The following is a 16,358-nucleotide window of genomic DNA, read 5'->3' as shown; positions in this document are numbered from 1 at the left end:
TTTTATCCTTACGGACGCCTTCGCGGGCAAGCCCGCTCCCACAGGTTTTGTGGTGTGGCGAAAATTGTGCTCGCTCGCCGAACACTGTGGGAGCGGGCTTGCCCGCGATTGATGGCGAAGCCGTCATGGCTGCAGCGGCTCGACTTTCCTGGTCAACAACTCCACAAACGCCCGCGCCATCGGCGACTTCTGATCCTTGCGCTGCACCAGCCACACCGCCGAAACCGCCGCTGGATCAAGCAACGGCCGATAGACCACACCATCAATGCGCATGCGTTGATAAGACGCCGGCAACACCGATACGCCGAGGCCTGCGGCGACCAGGCCGATGATGGTCATCGCCTCGCCCGCCTCCTGGGCAAAGTGCGGACTGAAGCCGGCATCGCGAGCCAGGCTGAGCAGTTGCGCGTACAGGCCACTGCCATAGCTGCGGGGGAAAAATACGAAGGGTTCGAGGGCCAGGGCCGAGAGGAATAGACCCTCTTCACTGCCACTCACCAGCGGATGCTTGGAACTGAGTACAGCCACCAAGGGCTCGCGCATCAACTCGACCACACTGAGGCTATCCGGCAGCCCAAGCGGACGCATGATCCCGACCTCGATCGACTCATCCACCAACGCATCGGCCACCTGGGTGCTGCTCATTTCCCGCAGGTTCAGGTGCACCGCCGGGAAACGCTGGCGAAAGGAAAAAATCGCCTGGGGGATGGTCGAGTTGAACGGAGCCGAAGAGGTGAAGCCGATCTTCAGCTCGCCCAGTTCACCCAGTTGCGCCCGCCGTGCAACATCCGCCGCTTTGTCGACCTGCGCCAATGCCAGGCGCGCCTCTTCCAGGAACAGTCGGCCGGCCTCACTCAGCTCGACCCGACGATTGGTACGCTCGAACAGGCGCGCGCCCACTTCCTGTTCCAGCGCCTGGATCTGCTGGCTTAGCGGCGGCTGGGAAATGCCCAGCACTTGTGCGGCGCGGCCAAAGTGCAGTTCTTCGGCGACCGCAATGAAGTAGCGCAGGTGACGCAGTTCCATGGAAACCTCATTAGGTCGTAAAAGCTCTCAAACAGGTCGAACAATATATTGGATTGAATCAATAGCCAGCTATATGCTTTTTTCATTGCCTGACCGGCTGCGCCATCCCGAGGTCCAACGTGAAAACCGCTATCGCCCCACTCACCCATGAAGTAGCGCCCGATATGCCTGCCCAGTTGCAGGAAATCTACATCGAAAAAGGCACCCCTGCGTTCATGCGCACGGTGCTGGCACTGTTCTGTGGCGGCTTTGCGACCTTCGCCCTGCTGTATTGCGTGCAGCCAATGATGCCGCTGCTGTCTCACGAATATTCCATCAACGCGGCACAGAGCAGCCTGATCCTCTCGGTAGCCACCGGCATGCTGGCTTTCGGCTTGCTGATCACCGGCCCCATCTCCGACCGTGTCGGGCGCAAGCCGGTGATGGTTACCGCGCTGTTCGCCGCCGCACTCTGCACCATGGCCAGCGCCATGATGCCGAGCTGGCATGGCGTGCTCTTGATGCGTGCGCTGATCGGCCTGTCCTTGAGCGGCCTGGCGGCGGTTGCCATGACCTACCTGAGCGAAGAGATTCACCCGCACCACATCGGCCTGGCGATGGGTCTGTACATCGCCGGAAACGCAATTGGCGGGATGAGCGGACGCCTGATTACCGGGGTACTGATCGACTTCGTCAGCTGGCACACGGCGATGCTGGTGATCGGTGGCCTGGCGTTGATCGCGGCGGCGGTGTTCTGGAAAATCCTTCCCGAGTCGCGCAACTTCCGCTCGCGCTCCTTGCACCCGCGCAGCCTGCTCGACGGCTTCACCATGCACTTTCGCGATGCCGGGCTGCCGCTGCTGTTTCTCGAAGCCTTTGTGTTGATGGGCGCGTTCGTCACGCTGTTCAACTACATCGGTTATCGCCTGCTGGCCGAGCCGTACCATATGGATCAGGTGTTTGTCGGTCTGCTCTCGATCGTGTACCTGTCGGGCATCTACAGTTCGGCAAAAATCGGTGCCTTGGCCGACAAGCTCGGCCGGCGCAAGGTGCTGTGGAGCACCATCGTGCTGATGATCGCCGGCCTTGCCCTGACAATGTTCACGCCGCTGGTGCTGGTGATCATCGGCATGCTCATCTTCACCTTCGGCTTCTTCGGCGCCCATTCGGTTGCCAGCAGCTGGATCGGCCGCCGGGCCCTGAAGGCCAAGGGGCAGGCTTCATCGCTGTACCTGTTCAGCTACTACGCCGGGTCAAGCATTGCAGGCACGGCCGGCGGAGTGTTCTGGCACCTGGGCGGCTGGAACGGAATCGGCCTGTTCATTGGCACGCTGCTGCTGATTGCGCTGCTGGTCGCGTTGAAGCTGGCGAAATTGCCGCTACTGCCTCAGAACGGCTCGGCTACCTGAGCACCATCTGCGCCTGCAGAACCCCTTCACGGTTTTCCAGCGTCAGCGATTGCAGCGCGACGGCGTCGCGCTCGACGTCATCGATCCACTTCATCAAGGTTTGCGCATCACCATCAAGCGTGAGGCGCAACAGCTCGCCTTCGCTCTCCATCTGCCGTATTTCCAGGCCCGCCAACGTGACGCTTTCGCTGATGCGCAGCGAGAGCGGCTGATCAGTGGCGACAGCTGTTGGGCTGCGCGGTTGCGCCCTTTGCAGCTGCGCGGCCAGCCCCATCTGTTGCAGATATTGCCGCTCGACGGTTTCCAGACGTTGGCGTGTCGGCTGAAAGATCAGAGTGAACGCCAACACCATGAGTAAAAACCCGCCAAGTACCTGCAGCAAACGTTGTTCGCGGGCAGATATGCGTTGCCATGCCTGCTTCATGCTCCGTCCTCCACGGTGAGGGTGGCGCGCACGCGATCGAGCGCCTTGCTTGCACTGTCGACACTGACGGGAAGGCCCTGTTGGCGCCCCCGCTCGCGCAACTGTTCCAGCTCGGCAAAACTGTTGGCGGTCAGCTGGATTTTCCAGCCATCGCCTGCACGAAATTCGATGCGCTGGACTTCTACATGGCTAGCACCAATCACCTGTTCGATCAGCTTGACCAGCCCTGCGACTCGCGTGTTCTGCCGGTCTGCCGGCTGGCTTTGCAGCGCCTTGAGTTGTGCCGTCATGTCGACGATGCGGCTCTGCTGCGGATAGAGCGTCTTGAACCGCTGCTCATTCTGAACCGCCAGACGGCTGGTTTCACCCGCGAGAAAATCGATGCGCGCTTCACCGGCCACCCATGCAAGCAGGATTAGCGTCAGCAACACCAGCGCACCGCTACGCCAGGGCAGACGTCTGTGCTGCAAGGCGAACCTGCCTTGCAGCAAATTGATGGCATGCGCTGGGCGGGCGCTCAGCCATTGATCGGTTCTCGTCGGGTCCTCACGATCATCCAGCCACTGGGTGTCCTCGGGCAGTGACGGTGTGAGCATCGTCAGACTCTCTTGGGACAACGCCATGCGTGCCGACAACCCTGCGCCCAACATCCAGCGACCGAACCACCAGACGCCAAGCGCCTGTCCAGCGGGCAGCAGATCGGCATCGACGAAGACCGCGCGCACCTCTATGCCCACCTCAGCCAGCAACGCTAGCACGGCGGTCAACCGCTCCCGGCCGATCACCATCACCGGGAAGCAGCCCTCATGATCGCGCGCGCCAATACTCAAATGCACCTCTTCCAGCGCTTGGCTCAGTTGATCTTCCACGGCATAAGCAATGGCCTGAGCCTCGGGCCTGCGTCTTGTCGGCCAAGGATCGCTGCGCAACCAGCTGCACATTTCCATGGGCAACAGTACGTCGACCCGTTGCCCCTTGAGCATCGGGGCCGCTTGCGTCAACGGCAGGTGCTGACGTTGCCCGGCCTCCGACCACAGGCAGCAGGGCCAATCGCTCGAATGCGAGTCCAGGCCTTCGGCAGTCAGGTAAAGCCAGGTAGTCATTGCGCCATCTCATAGGTACTCGAAGGTAGAAAACGTCGTTGCAGCACATTCAGTTGAGCGGTATCCGGGTCGAATTCGACATCAGTGGCCAGGCGCATGCCGCGCCCGTCCCGGTTCACTTGCACGGTGATCCGATACCAGCGGCTCTGGATGCCCAGTCCGTGGCCGCTCAAGTCCGCTGTGGATAGCAGCGGGTCCAGGGTGAAGGCCTGAACACTTGTCCATGGTGTCGTCGAACCCTGCTCGACCAATGCATCCGCGGTCGAGGCATCAACCTCGCCGAGCGTGCGTAACACCAGCGCTGGCGCGGTATTGATATTCAACACAGCGTCGTTGGGCAGCATCGACACCCAGGGTTCCAGCTGCCGCAACATCTGCGCGTCAATTCCCGGCAACAGGCGCAATTGACTGAGTTCGCGCAATGGCCCGACCTGGTCCAACTGCAAGGACGGTAAACCCAGCAGATCAAGCAAACGCGCCCAACGATTGAGGGTGACCTGGTCAATCTGTCCCGAGCGCAATAACGAGTTGAGGTTGAAGCGCCCGGCCAGATCTTCGATGCTCACCCGCACCTGCTCGTCTTCGAGATCCAGCTCGGGAGTCATTCGGGCCCACGCCTGAGTGCGGTCGACGGTTTTTGCAGGCGTCTGCAGCGCGCCCTGCAACAGCAACAGCGCTTGGGTTTCCACGCCAGTGGCGAGTTGATGCAAATGCATCTGTTGCAGTTGTTGCCCGCTGCTTTGCAATGACAGTCGATGACTGCGCAACAAGCCGCTGGTGATCAGCAACGCCAGAGTCATGATCAGCAATACGCTGATCAGCGCGATTCCCCGTTGGCGCCCACTCACGGTAGTGCCCCCGGCATCAGGAACACCCTGCGAATCGCCTCGAAACGTCCGGTCGACACTTCCATTTCTACGGCCAGGGGGGCCTTGCCAGCGGGGCCGACCGGCCAGGCACTGACCCAGCCGGACTGCCTGTCGAACAGACGCCAGCGCAATCCACTGACATCCCCGAGGAGTTTTTGCCGCGACATCACTGGCGTGCCGTCCACCAGGCTTTCACGCCATAACGCGCCGTCATCGAGGCGATAGATCAGGGTTTGTCGCTCACTGCGGGGCTGATCCATGGGGTTGCGCCAATTGCTGCGCTGCAACTGCAAAAATGTCGGTGTGAGCACCATGGGCTGCTCGGTAACGTGCAGCAGGTCCCGCTCGATCACTGCCAAGGCGCGCTGCAGGTTTCTGAACTCTCGCTCGTGGGCCGCGGTGCCCTGTTGCACCCGTACCACGCTGTCGAACAATCCCCAACTGGCCAATCCCAGCACGGCAAAAATGGCCATGGCGATCACCAGTTCGAGCAAGGTGAACCCGCGCTGCTTATTCATGGCGAGCGGGTATCCAGCCAGTGGCGCGGTGCAGCGGGTGCTCGCTGCCCGGATGGCTGACGTGAATGTCGATCTTCAGCAGGCGCGGATCGTTCGAGGCGCTGATGGACTGGTGGATCAGCCATTCCCTGCGGTCCATGAGCACGACCATCTGTTGTTGACCGACCGCCAGCCCGGGTTGCACACGTAATTCGTTCAACTGGTTGTCCGCAAGCCAAGCGGCAAAGAGTCGCTGTTCAACGGCGCCGGTCTGCTTCAAAACGTATTGGCTGGCCGACAACACAGCGGCCGCCAGCGTCGCAAAAATCGCCAGGGCGACCATGATCTCCAGCAAGGTGAAGCCGTCCATACGCGATATGGATCGCCGACTAGCCATCGATCACCACCTCGCCAATGCCGTCACTGGACAGGCTCAGCCAGGTCCGGTTTCCGGAACCGAGTGTCAGCGTGAAGGCGCTGGTTTCATCGCTGCTGTAGATCAACAACTGCGGCGCCCCTTCGTCAGCCCCCAGGCTCAATGCATAACCGTCTTGCAACAAACGCGGTCGCACGTTTTCGGGCCAGCGATACAACATCGCCATGGGCTCCCAGCCGCGATCGCCCTGACGCATCACCCGGTAGCCATCAGCGCTCAACCGCAAGCCGTACTCCCGGCCCTCAAGCACTGCGCGTTCACGCAGCTGCCCGATGACGTGCACCATCGCATTCGCCTCCTGCAGGGCCTGACGCGCCGGATTCACACTCGTCGCCAGGCTCACCATTCCCAGCAAAACGCCAATAACGACGATCACGATCATCAGCTCCAATAAGGTGAATCCCCGGCAGCGGTAAACCATGGATCAGTCGCTCCGCAGACCGATATCGGCCGCATGCCCTTCACCACCGGTGATGCCATCAGCGCCTAGGGAATACAGGTCGTAACTGCCGTCGACTGACTGAACACCCGGGTTGAGGTATTGATAGGGCGTATTCCACGGGTCGACCGGCATGCTCTTGAGATAACCCTGAGGATTCCAGTTGCGCGGCACCGGTACCCCGGACGGACGCTTGACCAAGGCTTCCAGACCTTGCTGTGTCGAAGGGTAATGAGCGTTATCCAGGCGATACATTTCCAGGGCCGTAGAAATGGCCTGGATGTCGATTTTGGCGGCAGTGACTTTGGCCTGATCGGGACGGCTCATGAACTGCGGCACCACGATGGCCCCCAGTACACCGATGATGACGACCACCACCATGATTTCAATCAGGGTAAAACCTCGCTGCGCGCGGGCTATGTTGTGTTTGCGGAAACGTTGCATGGGTCAATTCACCAATTGGTTGAGGCTGAGTATTGGAAGCAGAATGGCCATGACGATCAGCAGCACGACGCCGCCCATCAACACCAGCATGGCCGGCTCGAACAGGCTCACCACCAATGCAATGCGCGCGGCAAGACTGCTTTCCTGTTGTTCGGCGGCACGGGCCAGCATGCGATCGAGCTCGCCGGCCCGTTCGCCACTGGCGATCATGTGCAGCATCATCGGCGGGATGTCGCCGCTCAGTTCCAGGCCGCGGGTCAGGGTTCCACCTTCTCGAACCGAACGGGCAACATCGACCATCCGCGCGCGAATGGTCAGGTTGCCGATGACAGCGGCGGAAATTTCCAGTGCATCCACCAGTGGCACCGCACTTTTGCCAAGGATCGCCAGGGTGCTGGCAAAACGTGCGGCTTCCATGGCGCGCAACACCTCGCCGATGACAGGCGTGTTCAGCACCCATCGATGCCAGCGCAGGCGCCACGGCGGCTGACGCAGGCTCCAGCGCCACAGGCTGAACAGCGTTGTCAGCACCCCCATCACCAGCAGGAAATGGTCGCGCAGCCCGTTGCTCAGCCCAATCAAAGCCTGGGTCAGCCAAGGCAACGGCTGGCCACTGTCGACAAAGATCTTCACCACATCCGGTACTACATAACCGAGCAGAAAACCGATGATCGCCACGCTGGCCAGCATCAGGATCAGCGGGTACACCAGGGCCATCTGGATCTTCTGTCGCGAGGCCTGACGCGCCTGGGTATAAGCCGCCAACTGTTCCAGGACATGACCGAGATGCCCCGACCGCTCACCGGCGGCGACGGTGGCACGAAACAATTCGGGAAACGCCTTGGGAAACTGCCCCAGTGCCGATGCCAGCGCATGGCCCTCCATCACCCGGCTCCTGACGGCTGACAACAGGCCCGCGACCTTGCGCTTGGCACTCTGCTTCGCCACTGCATCGAGGGCTTCTTCCAGGGGCAGGCCGGCCTGGACCAGCGTTGACAACTGCAAGGTCAGCAACGCCAGGTCAGCAGCGCTCAGACGCCCGCCACGGGCCTGCCTTCCCGTACTGGCGTCGACTCTGACCTCGGTCAACGTGCGAGGCCACAAACCGCGTTCACGCAACAGTTGTCGCGCATGGCGCGGCCCGTCGGCTTCCAGCCGCCCTTTGCAGCCTTTGCCCTGTGCATCGTGAGCGCGATAGTCGAACGTCGGCACCGGCTAGTTCTCCTGGGTCACGCGCAGCAGTTCGTCGAGGCTGGTCATGCCATCCAGCACCCGCTGGCGACCATCCTGAAACAAACTGCGCGAGACCTGACGCGTCGCATCGACCAGCGCCTGCTCACTCGCGCCCTGGTGAATCAATGCGGCAACGGCAGGTGTCACGCTGATCAATTCGTAGATGCCGATACGCCCGCGATAACCGTGCTGGCACTGCTCGCATCCCGCCGCCCTGAACAGCTGCGCCGGCGCGGCCGGATCGAGTCCAAGGCGCTGACAGGCCGCCGCGTCCGCCGGGTACGAAACCTTGCAGTGGGAACACAATGTGCGCAGCAGACGCTGGGCCAGAATGCCCACCAGTGACGAGGCCAGCAGGTAGGCATCGACGCCCATGTCCACCAGACGCGTAACGGCACCAACCGCGCTGTTGGTGTGCAGGGTCGAGAGCACCAGGTGCCCGGTCAGGGACGCCTGCACAGCGATCTCGGCCGTCTCGCGATCGCGGATTTCGCCGACCATCACCACGTCCGGGTCCTGGCGCAGAATTGCCCGCAGGCCTCGGGCAAACGTCATGTCCACCTTCGGATTGACCGGCATCTGACCAACACCCGGCAGGTGATACTCGATAGGGTCCTCGACCGTCAGAATGTTGCGGGTCTGGTCATTCAGGCTGCTCAGCGCAGCGTACAGGCTGGTGGTCTTGCCGGAGCCGGTAGGCCCCGTCACCAAGAGGATTCCGTGGGGTTTTCCCAGCAGTTGACGCAACACTGCAAGGGTATCGTCAGGCATGCCCAACCGATGCAGATCAAGGCGGCCGGCCTGCTTGTCGAGCAGGCGCAGCACCACCCGCTCGCCGTGGGCCGAGGGCAGCGTCGAGACTCGCACATCGACTTCATGTCCGGCCAGGCGCAACGCCATTCGCCCATCCTGGGGCACGCGTTTTTCTGCAATGTCCAGGCGCGCCATGACCTTGATTCGCGACACCAACAGTGTCGCCAGTTCGCGCCGGGGCCTGAGCATTTCGCGCAGCTGCCCATCAACCCGCATGCGTACCGAGAGATACTGCTCGAACGTTTCCAGGTGCACGTCCGAGGCGTGCTCGCGCACCGCTTCACCGAGCAGCGCGTTGATCAGCCGGATGATCGGCGCGTCGCCCTGTTGCTCCAGCAGGTCAGCGGTTTGCGGGACCTGATCGACCAGACTGAGCAGGTCCAGCTCGTCGTCCAGCCCTTGGGCGACCTGCTCGACCGCGCTATGCCCCTCGCGATAGGCCGACGCCAGCCGCGCTGCATATTCATCGGCTGCGACAATCTGCATCGGCAGCTCACGGCCACACAGCCGGCGCGCTTCGGCCAACGCCGTCAGCGGCGCATCGCTACGCAGAACCAGGCGCAGGTCATCACCATCACGCTCCAGCAGCACGCCAAAACGTCGGGCGAACCCAAAGGGCAATTGCTCGCAGATTGCACTCATGACTTCACCGCGTCTTGCTGCGCAAGTCGAACGTCGGTGCGTCGGGATCCGGGTCGAACAACCCCCGCGCTTCTGCCGGCAGCAGCAGTGAATTGTTTTCCCCCGCCCCCGACTTGCTCAAGTCACGCAGCGCGTTGTAGCGCTGCTGACTGACCTGGGAAAGGTCTTCCTTGCTGCGCACGATGGTGGGGCGCAGGAACACCATCAGGTTGCTTTTGGTCTGGGTGTCGCGGTTCCAGCGGAACATCGCGCCCAGATAAGGAATGTCACGCAGCAGCGGCACGCCGCTTTTTTGAGTGCGCACGCTGTCGCGGATCAGGCCGCCAATCACGATGATTTCGCCATCGTCGGCGAGAATGGTGCTTTTGAGCGCGCGCTTGTTGGTGATCAAGTCAGAGGAATCAATGCCCGAAACCGACGGCGCAATATCCGACACTTCCTGCTCGACCTCCAGGCGCAGGGTCGAGCCCTCGTTGATGTAAGGCTTGATCTTCAGGCTGATGCCGACGTCTTTGCGCTCGACCGTGGTGAACGGGTTATCCGCGCCGTTGCTATTGGTGGCGTAGGAACCGGTCTTGAACGGCACGTTCTGGCCGACGATGATTTCCGCCTCCTGGTTGTCCAGGGTCAGCAGGCTCGGCGTCGACAGCAGGTTGCTGTGGGTATTGCTGGCCAGGGCCGAGATCAAGGCGCCAAAGCGGTCGCTGCCCAGTCGCAGCATCGCCCCTTCCGGTGCCGATTTTTTCTCGTCGAATTTCAGCCCACCGACAATCGGGATGTCGGTTCCGGGAAAGTTGATAAAGCCTGACGCATCGCCGGTATTGAGGTTCCACTGGACGCCGACGGCTTCGGCGATATCTCCGGAGATTTCCACGATGGCGGCGTGGATCAAAACCTGGGCCCGGGGCTGGTCCAGCTGTCGGACGATGTTTTCTATGGTCCGCACCTGCGCTGGTTCTGCAATCAACACCAGCGCGTTCTGGCTTTCATCAGCCTTGATCATGAAATTTGAAACAGTCGATGTGTCCTTGGCATTGCCTAGGGTGGTTGCCTGCTTTCTGCCTTGGGTCATCGACTCGAGGATCTCGGCCAACTGCTTTGCATCGCTATGACGCAGGCGAATCACCCGCGCATTGTCGAGGGTCTCGCTGGCAGGTGTATCAAGCCTGCGGGCCAGATCGGTCAGGCGTTGGCGAACGGCTGGCGGACCGATGAGGATCAAACGGTTGGTTCGGCCGTCGGCCAGGACCTGTATGACTGCTTCGGTATTGCGCTTGCCCAGCGAGGCCTCCATCACGGGAGCAATGTCTGTCGCCTGAGCGTGACGCAGTTGAACGACCGCATGCAGATTGTTCTGGCCGGCATCCAATTGAGCGACAACCCTGGCGACACGCTTCACATTGGCGGCCGTATCAGTGACGACCACAGCGTTGGCTGATACCGATGGACCCACATAGCCGTTGGCCGATATCAGTGGTCTCACCAGCCCGGCAATGTCGGATGCGCTGCTGGTACTCAACTCGATGACCTGCGTGACATATTGCGAAGCCGTGGCATTTTTTGCAGTGCCGCTGCCGGCCCTGGTCTTGGCTTCAGCGACAGGGGTAATCAGGACGCGGTCACCTTCGTCGATCACGGTGAAATTGTGCGCATCGAGAACCGAATAGAACAGGCGACGCACGCCTTCTCGATCCAGGGCTTTGGGGGACATGACCGTGATGCGTCCGGAGACTCTGGGGTCCAGCACTACGGTGGTACCGAGAATGCCGGACATTTCTTCGACGATGTCCCGCAACTCGGCATTGTTCATCGCCAACTGCCATTGTTTTTCCTCGGCGCAAAGTACGCCCGGCAAGACTGCCGTCGCCAAAACGAGGAAAAGCAGCGTGGTGCGCAGGGAATGCGCGCCGGTGTAGCTATTCATGGGTTAGATCACTCTGTCTGCCCGGAACTCGGGCGTAGGAAACGCGCGGCAGTGGTCACTGGTTGCGCAGCGACAGAAGGGTCGAGTCGCTGCAAAAAGCGCGCGGTAGAAGGTGCAAGCGTTAAAAGCTCTTCGCGCCCCTTGTTCCACAACACGACTTGATTGAACTCCACGCGGCGAAGAACACTGCCACCGGGCAAGCGCTCACCCACTTGATAAAGGCGCGAGCCTTGCGCATTGCTTAGCAATGCCTTGGACAAACCATTGCTGACGACAAAACTGCCCTGCAAAGTCAGCGGCTCGGCACTGGGCTGCAGCGTGGTACCGGTCGACAGACCGAATACGCTGGATACCGCCGTCGCGTCCAATGGCTGTCGTGCCGGCAGTGCCGACGGAGCAGCAATGGCAGGCGGTGGTTTAGCCAGTTGCTCGCGAAAGTTGCGCTCTTGCCATACCAGGAATACTGCGCAGGTCACTGGCAATAGGTACAAAAAAAGGCGGCCCAGGCGAACGCGAATGCGTTGGCTGATGAAATTCGAAAGTGCCATGTTTAACTCGATGCTCCACAGCAACACCGTCTTCAGACGACCCTGTTCAGGTCGCCTGAAGTCCTGCGCTGTGAGTTACAGCTTGTTCCACGCCATGTGCCAGTGAGCACCGACACCTGGTTCGTACCCGTTCGCGGTGGGGCTGTACTGTTTGCAGTAGCCCGACTCAGGGAATGGCTTGCACTCAAAGACTTCATTGGTCTTCGGCTGCAGCACTTTGGTGCCGGCGGTGTAGCCGCTGATACCCTCAGGGAATACGAAGTCGTATTCGACGCCTGCGCCTTCACCGACGAGTTCTGCGGGTTGGCTGTCCTGAAGGGTCGTACGACCATCCAGAGTGGTGCCGGTCAATACCAGGGTGTGTGCGCCGGGATTGCTGCGAACATCCATCGAAAGAATATAGTTCTGCGCGCCAATCTCTTGTTTGAGGGAACCCACCGATTTCTGGTTTTCGTCGTACAGGTTGACTTCGATGTTCATTTTGCGCGTGGAGACAACGCCGAAATCGACTTTGGTCTGGCCTTTTTCAAGCTGATATTTTTCTGGCTTCGACCCGATTGCCAACCTGGCGCCAGGGTCTGGCAGGATGTCAGCCTTCACGATGTAACTGGTCACACCGCTTTCTTTTTGGGCGTACAGGCTGTTATTGCCTTTGATCGGCTCGATATTGCCGTTTTCGTCACGAACGCCGGCGCGGATGAGCTTGTGAGTCTGGTTGATTTTTTCAGCCAGCTTGAACGACCATTCGTTCGGTGAACCGTCCTCAGGGTTGTCGATACTGATTTCGACGCTGTACTGCGGGCTCTCACCGTTGGCGGTGAATGCGCGAGCCTTGACCTTGTCCCCGACCAGCAACGTATCCGAGGAAGCAATGCTGCCTACCCCCGACCAGCCACCCGGCAACTCAGGTTCTGCAAGGATGTTCACGTCCGCCACGTTATAAAACGCCGCGTCGGTATCACCCACGGTCCAGATCCCCAGAATCACGTGCTGACCGGATTTGTCAGCCGGGATTTGGCAGTTTTGTTTAGCGCCGGCTACCGGAAGCTTATGACCGCCATCGACTGTGCAGAATGCCGCAGGTTCGAAAGTGGCCCGCGTGAGCGGTTCATTCGGGTTCCAGCCATTGCGGCTGATGAAGTACTCGTGCTTTGTGGCCGGGTGAGGAGCCGGATACTGCCATTGGAAATCAATGTTGCGATCCTTGATTTCCGTGAGGTGCCAGCGGTTCGCAGACTGAGCGTCCACGGCGGAGAACAGCGAGTGACCGCCACTCGCTATTTTGCCATCGACTGGCCCCTGCATCGGAGCACCGCCGATACCTGCCGGAAAGCCTTTGAAGGTTTCACCGACACTTTGCGGCTCGTATTGGGCTCCGCCACAGTTAACGTTTTTGCCTTGCTGGCAAAGCAGTGCACGCGAAGGCGGCACTTCAAGATATCCGTGGGCGGAAGCACTTTGCGACGCCAACATTGCCGACAACAACAGTACCGACGATGTGCCCGCAGTTAACGTAGCTCTCTTAACAAAAGTAACGCTCATAAATTCCCAACTTATCGAAATTAAGGCGCATAAATTGCGCCAGTGCTTGCGATATCGCCCTTTGCTTTCGCCTAGAGCAATCCATCGGGAATATTACGGAGCTTAAGGTAACCTCTATGTAGGATTAATCTTCAATAGCAGCTGGAAAACTCCACAGATGGAATTGTCTGACATCAATTTCCTGCAAACTCAGAAAGTTTGTTTAATCGGTAATTAAACAGCACAAAAAAACCTGTCCGGCGCTAGTCCGGACAGGTTTTAGATTTTGTCGCGTGTTAGTTACTGGTGATATTGCGCCGACAAATCATGCACAGCGCGCAGGAAGGCACCTGCGTGCTCCGGATCGACTTCCGGGGTAATGCCGTGACCGAGGTTGAACACATGACCGCTGCCTTTGCCATAGCTGGCAAGAATGCGGCCAACCTCAGTGCGAATTGCTTCCGGCTTGGCATAGAGCACGGTCGGGTCCATGTTGCCTTGCAGGGCTACCTTGCTACCGACGCGGTCACGGGCGCTGCCGATGTCGCAGGTCCAGTCCAGGCCCAATGCATCAGCGCCAGAGTCAGCGATGCTTTCCAGCCACAGGCCGCCGCTCTTGGTGAACAGGATCACCGGCACCTTGCGACCTTCATGCTCGCGGATCAGGCCGCTGACGATCTTGCGCATGTAGGCCAGGGAGAATTCCTGGTACGCCGCCGCCGAGAGGGCGCCGCCCCAGCTGTCGAAGATCTGCACCGCTTGCGCGCCGGCCATGATCTGGCCGTTGAGGTAGCTGGTGACCGTCTGCGCGAGTTTGTCCAGCAACAGGTGCAAGGCTTGCGGGTTGTCGTAGAGCATGGTTTTGGTCTTGCGGTAGTCTTTCGACGAGCCGCCTTCGACCATGTAGGTGGCCAGGGTCCATGGGCTGCCGGCAAAGCCGATCAGCGGCACGCGACCGTTCAGTTCGCGGCGGATGGTGCTGACCGCGTCCATGACGTAGCCGAGGTCTTTGTGCGGATCAGGGATCGGCAGGGCTTCGATGTCGGCCATTGTGCTGACGACTTTCTTGAAGCGCGGACCTTCACCGGTTTCGAAGTACAGGCCTTGGCCCATGGCATCGGGGATGGTGAGGATGTCGGAGAAGAGGATCGCCGCGTCCAGTTGTGGATAGCGGTCGAGCGGCTGCATGGTGACTTCGCAAGCGAACTCCGGGTTCATGCACAGGCTCATGAAGTCGCCGGCCTTGGCACGGCTGGCGCGGTATTCAGGCAGGTAGCGACCGGCCTGACGCATCATCCACACAGGAGTGACGTCTACGGGTTGCTTGAGCAGGGCGCGCAGGAAACGGTCGTTCTTCAGGGCAGTCATGTCGGCATCCGGAAAAAAAGTGCGGGCATTTTCTCAGAGCCGGGCGCAAAAGGCACGGTTGCAGGTCAGCCTTTTGTCTATCGGGTCAATTTGTCGCGGGGGAATGCGATGTTTGGCAACACCCTGAAACCAATGTGGGAGCGGGCTTGCTCGCGAAAGCGGAGTGTCAGGCAACATCACTGCTGACTGACACTCCGTCTTCGCGAGCAAGCCCGCTCCCACATTTTGATACCATTTCAGGTCAGGATCGGGGGATCAGACGCCCAGGTAATCCAGGATCCCTTCGGCGGCATTGCGGCCTTCGAAGATCGCCGTCACCACCAGGTCAGAACCGCGCACCATGTCGCCACCGGCGAAGATTTTCGGATTGCTGGTCTGGTGCTTGTACTGACCTTGTTCCGGAGCCACAACGCGGCCCTGGCTGTCGGTCTGGATTTCGAACTGCTCAAACCACGGCGCCGGACTTGGACGGAAACCGAAAGCGATGACCACGGCGTCGGCCGGGATGATCTCTTCGGAGCCCGGGATCGGCTCAGGGCTGCGGCGGCCACGGGCGTCCGGTTCGCCGAGACGGGTCTCGACCACTTTCACGCCTTCGACCTTGTCTTCACCAACGATGGCGATTGGCTGGCGGTTGTAGAGGAATTTCACGCCTTCTTCCTTGGCGTTCTTCACCTCTTTGCGCGAGCCGGGCATGTTCGCTTCGTCACGACGATAAGCACAGGTCACCGACTTGGCGCCCTGGCGGATCGAAGTACGGTTGCAGTCCATCGCCGTGTCGCCGCCGCCCAGGACCACGACCTTCTTGCCTTTCATGTCGACGAAATCTTCCGGCGACTTTTCGAAGCCCAGGTTGCGGTTGACGTTGGCGATCAGGAAGTCCAGCGCGTCGTACACGCCCGGTAGATCCTCACCGGCAAAACCGCCCTTCATGTAGGTGTAGGTGCCCATGCCCATGAACACGGCATCGTATTCTTCGAGCAGTTGCTCCATGGTCACGTCTTTGCCGACTTCGGTATTGAGACGGAACTCGATGCCCATGCCGGTGAAGACTTCGCGGCGATTGCTCAGCACGGTCTTTTCCAGCTTGAACTCGGGGATACCGAAGGTCAGCAGACCGCCGATTTCCGGGTTCTTGTCGAACACCACCGGAGTTACGCCACCGCGCACCAGCACGTCGGCACAGCCCAGGCCCGCCGGGCCCGCGCCGATAATCGCGACACGCTTGCCGGTCGGCTTGACCTTGGACATGTCCGGGCGCCAGCCCATGGCGAACGCGGTGTCGGTGATGTACTTCTCCACCGAACCGATGGTTACCGCGCCGAAGCCGTCGTTGAGGGTGCAGGCACCCTCGCACAGGCGGTCCTGCGGGCACACCCGGCCACACACTTCCGGCAGGGTGTTGGTCTGGTGCGACAGCTCCGCGGCCTGGAGGATGTTGCCCTCGGCCACCAGTTTCAGCCAGTTGGGAATGAAGTTGTGCACCGGGCACTTCCATTCGCAATACGGGTTACCGCAACCCAGGCAGCGGTGGGCCTGGTCGGCCGACTGCTGGGGTTTGAAGGGTTCGTAGATTTCCACGAACTCTTTCTTGCGTTGACGCAACAGTTTCTTCTTCGGATCCTTGCGCCCGACCTCGATGAACTGGAAGTCATTATTCAGACGTTCAGCCATTTTAAAACC

General features: G+C 60.3%; 16 protein-coding genes. 1 reads left to right on the top strand and 15 read right to left on the bottom strand.

Annotated features, from left to right (window positions below):
• Nucleotides 1-123: 123 nt before the first annotated feature.
• The gene (locus KW839_RS10360) at nt 124-1,026 is read right to left on the bottom strand and encodes a LysR family transcriptional regulator (protein WP_218424253.1); all 903 of its coding nucleotides are present in this window, start codon (nt 1,024-1,026) and stop codon (nt 124-126) included.
• A 164-nt stretch (nt 1,027-1,190) separates the two neighbouring features.
• On the opposite strand from KW839_RS10360, the gene KW839_RS10355 reads away from it, so the two are divergent.
• Nucleotides 1,191-2,414 (top strand): MFS transporter, encoded by a 1,224-nt coding sequence (locus KW839_RS10355; RefSeq protein WP_256352617.1) that lies wholly within the window; start codon nt 1,191-1,193, stop codon nt 2,412-2,414.
• On the opposite strand, the gene gspM is transcribed toward KW839_RS10355, so the two are convergent.
• The 14 genes from gspM to KW839_RS10285 all read right to left on the bottom strand — a co-directional run bounded on the left by gspM (nt 2,407) and on the right by KW839_RS10285 (nt 16,349).
• On the bottom strand, nt 2,407-2,838 hold the full coding sequence (gene gspM, locus KW839_RS10350) for a type II secretion system protein GspM (RefSeq protein ID WP_218424252.1): 432 nt from the start codon (nt 2,836-2,838) through the stop codon (nt 2,407-2,409). The two genes, KW839_RS10355 and gspM, sit on opposite strands and share 8 nt — an antisense overlap.
• Complete coding sequence (gene gspL / locus KW839_RS10345; protein WP_218424251.1) at nt 2,835-3,941, bottom strand: type II secretion system protein GspL; 1,107 nt, start codon at nt 3,939-3,941, stop codon at nt 2,835-2,837. The genes gspM and gspL overlap by 4 nt, the downstream gene beginning before the upstream one ends.
• Entirely contained in the window at nt 3,938-4,789 is an 852-nt protein-coding gene (locus tag KW839_RS10340) for a type II secretion system protein GspK (RefSeq protein WP_218424250.1), read from the bottom strand. Before KW839_RS10340 ends, gspL begins: the two co-directional genes overlap by 4 nt.
• Nucleotides 4,786-5,328 (bottom strand): type II secretion system protein GspJ, encoded by a 543-nt coding sequence (locus KW839_RS10335; protein ID WP_218424249.1) that lies wholly within the window; start codon nt 5,326-5,328, stop codon nt 4,786-4,788. Before KW839_RS10335 ends, KW839_RS10340 begins: the two co-directional genes overlap by 4 nt.
• Nucleotides 5,321-5,704 carry a type II secretion system minor pseudopilin GspI gene (gene gspI / locus KW839_RS10330; protein WP_218424248.1) on the bottom strand — a complete coding sequence of 128 codons (384 nt, stop codon included), beginning with the start codon at nt 5,702-5,704 and terminating at the stop codon, nt 5,321-5,323. Before gspI ends, KW839_RS10335 begins: the two co-directional genes overlap by 8 nt.
• Nucleotides 5,697-6,164 carry a type II secretion system minor pseudopilin GspH gene (gene gspH / locus KW839_RS10325; protein ID WP_218424247.1) on the bottom strand — a complete coding sequence of 156 codons (468 nt, stop codon included), beginning with the start codon at nt 6,162-6,164 and terminating at the stop codon, nt 5,697-5,699. Before gspH ends, gspI begins: the two co-directional genes overlap by 8 nt.
• Nucleotides 6,165-6,167: 3 nt before the next feature.
• Nucleotides 6,168-6,626, bottom strand: a complete 459-nt coding sequence (gene gspG, locus KW839_RS10320; RefSeq protein ID WP_060542635.1) for a type II secretion system major pseudopilin GspG — start codon at nt 6,624-6,626, stop codon at nt 6,168-6,170.
• 3 nt (nt 6,627-6,629) lie between these two features.
• Complete coding sequence (gene gspF, locus KW839_RS10315; protein ID WP_060542634.1) at nt 6,630-7,838, bottom strand: type II secretion system inner membrane protein GspF; 1,209 nt, start codon at nt 7,836-7,838, stop codon at nt 6,630-6,632.
• A 3-nt stretch (nt 7,839-7,841) separates the two neighbouring features.
• Entirely contained in the window at nt 7,842-9,314 is a 1,473-nt protein-coding gene (gspE, locus tag KW839_RS10310; protein WP_218424246.1) for a type II secretion system ATPase GspE, read from the bottom strand.
• 4 nt (nt 9,315-9,318) lie between these two features.
• Nucleotides 9,319-11,238, bottom strand: coding sequence for a type II secretion system secretin GspD (gene gspD / locus KW839_RS10305; protein ID WP_060542632.1), 1,920 nt, complete (start codon nt 11,236-11,238; stop codon nt 9,319-9,321).
• A gap of 8 nt (nt 11,239-11,246) precedes the next feature.
• Nucleotides 11,247-11,786, bottom strand: a complete 540-nt coding sequence (locus KW839_RS10300) for a type II secretion system protein N (protein ID WP_218424245.1) — start codon at nt 11,784-11,786, stop codon at nt 11,247-11,249.
• A gap of 75 nt (nt 11,787-11,861) precedes the next feature.
• Nucleotides 11,862-13,328: an N-acetylglucosamine-binding protein GbpA gene (gene gbpA, locus KW839_RS10295; RefSeq protein WP_218424244.1), complete on the bottom strand. Its 1,467-nt coding sequence runs from the start codon at nt 13,326-13,328 to the stop codon at nt 11,862-11,864.
• A 279-nt stretch (nt 13,329-13,607) separates the two neighbouring features.
• Nucleotides 13,608-14,675 carry a uroporphyrinogen decarboxylase gene (gene hemE / locus KW839_RS10290; RefSeq protein WP_218424243.1) on the bottom strand — a complete coding sequence of 356 codons (1,068 nt, stop codon included), beginning with the start codon at nt 14,673-14,675 and terminating at the stop codon, nt 13,608-13,610.
• 255 nt (nt 14,676-14,930) lie between these two features.
• Complete coding sequence (locus KW839_RS10285) at nt 14,931-16,349, bottom strand: FAD-dependent oxidoreductase (protein WP_007975602.1); 1,419 nt, start codon at nt 16,347-16,349, stop codon at nt 14,931-14,933.
• Nucleotides 16,350-16,358 lie beyond the last annotated feature (9 nt).

This window comes from Pseudomonas sp. PDM31 (genome assembly GCF_019218965.1).
Taxonomy (GTDB): domain Bacteria; phylum Pseudomonadota; class Gammaproteobacteria; order Pseudomonadales; family Pseudomonadaceae; genus Aquipseudomonas.
This window is presented reverse-complemented; position numbering and strand designations above follow the sequence as displayed.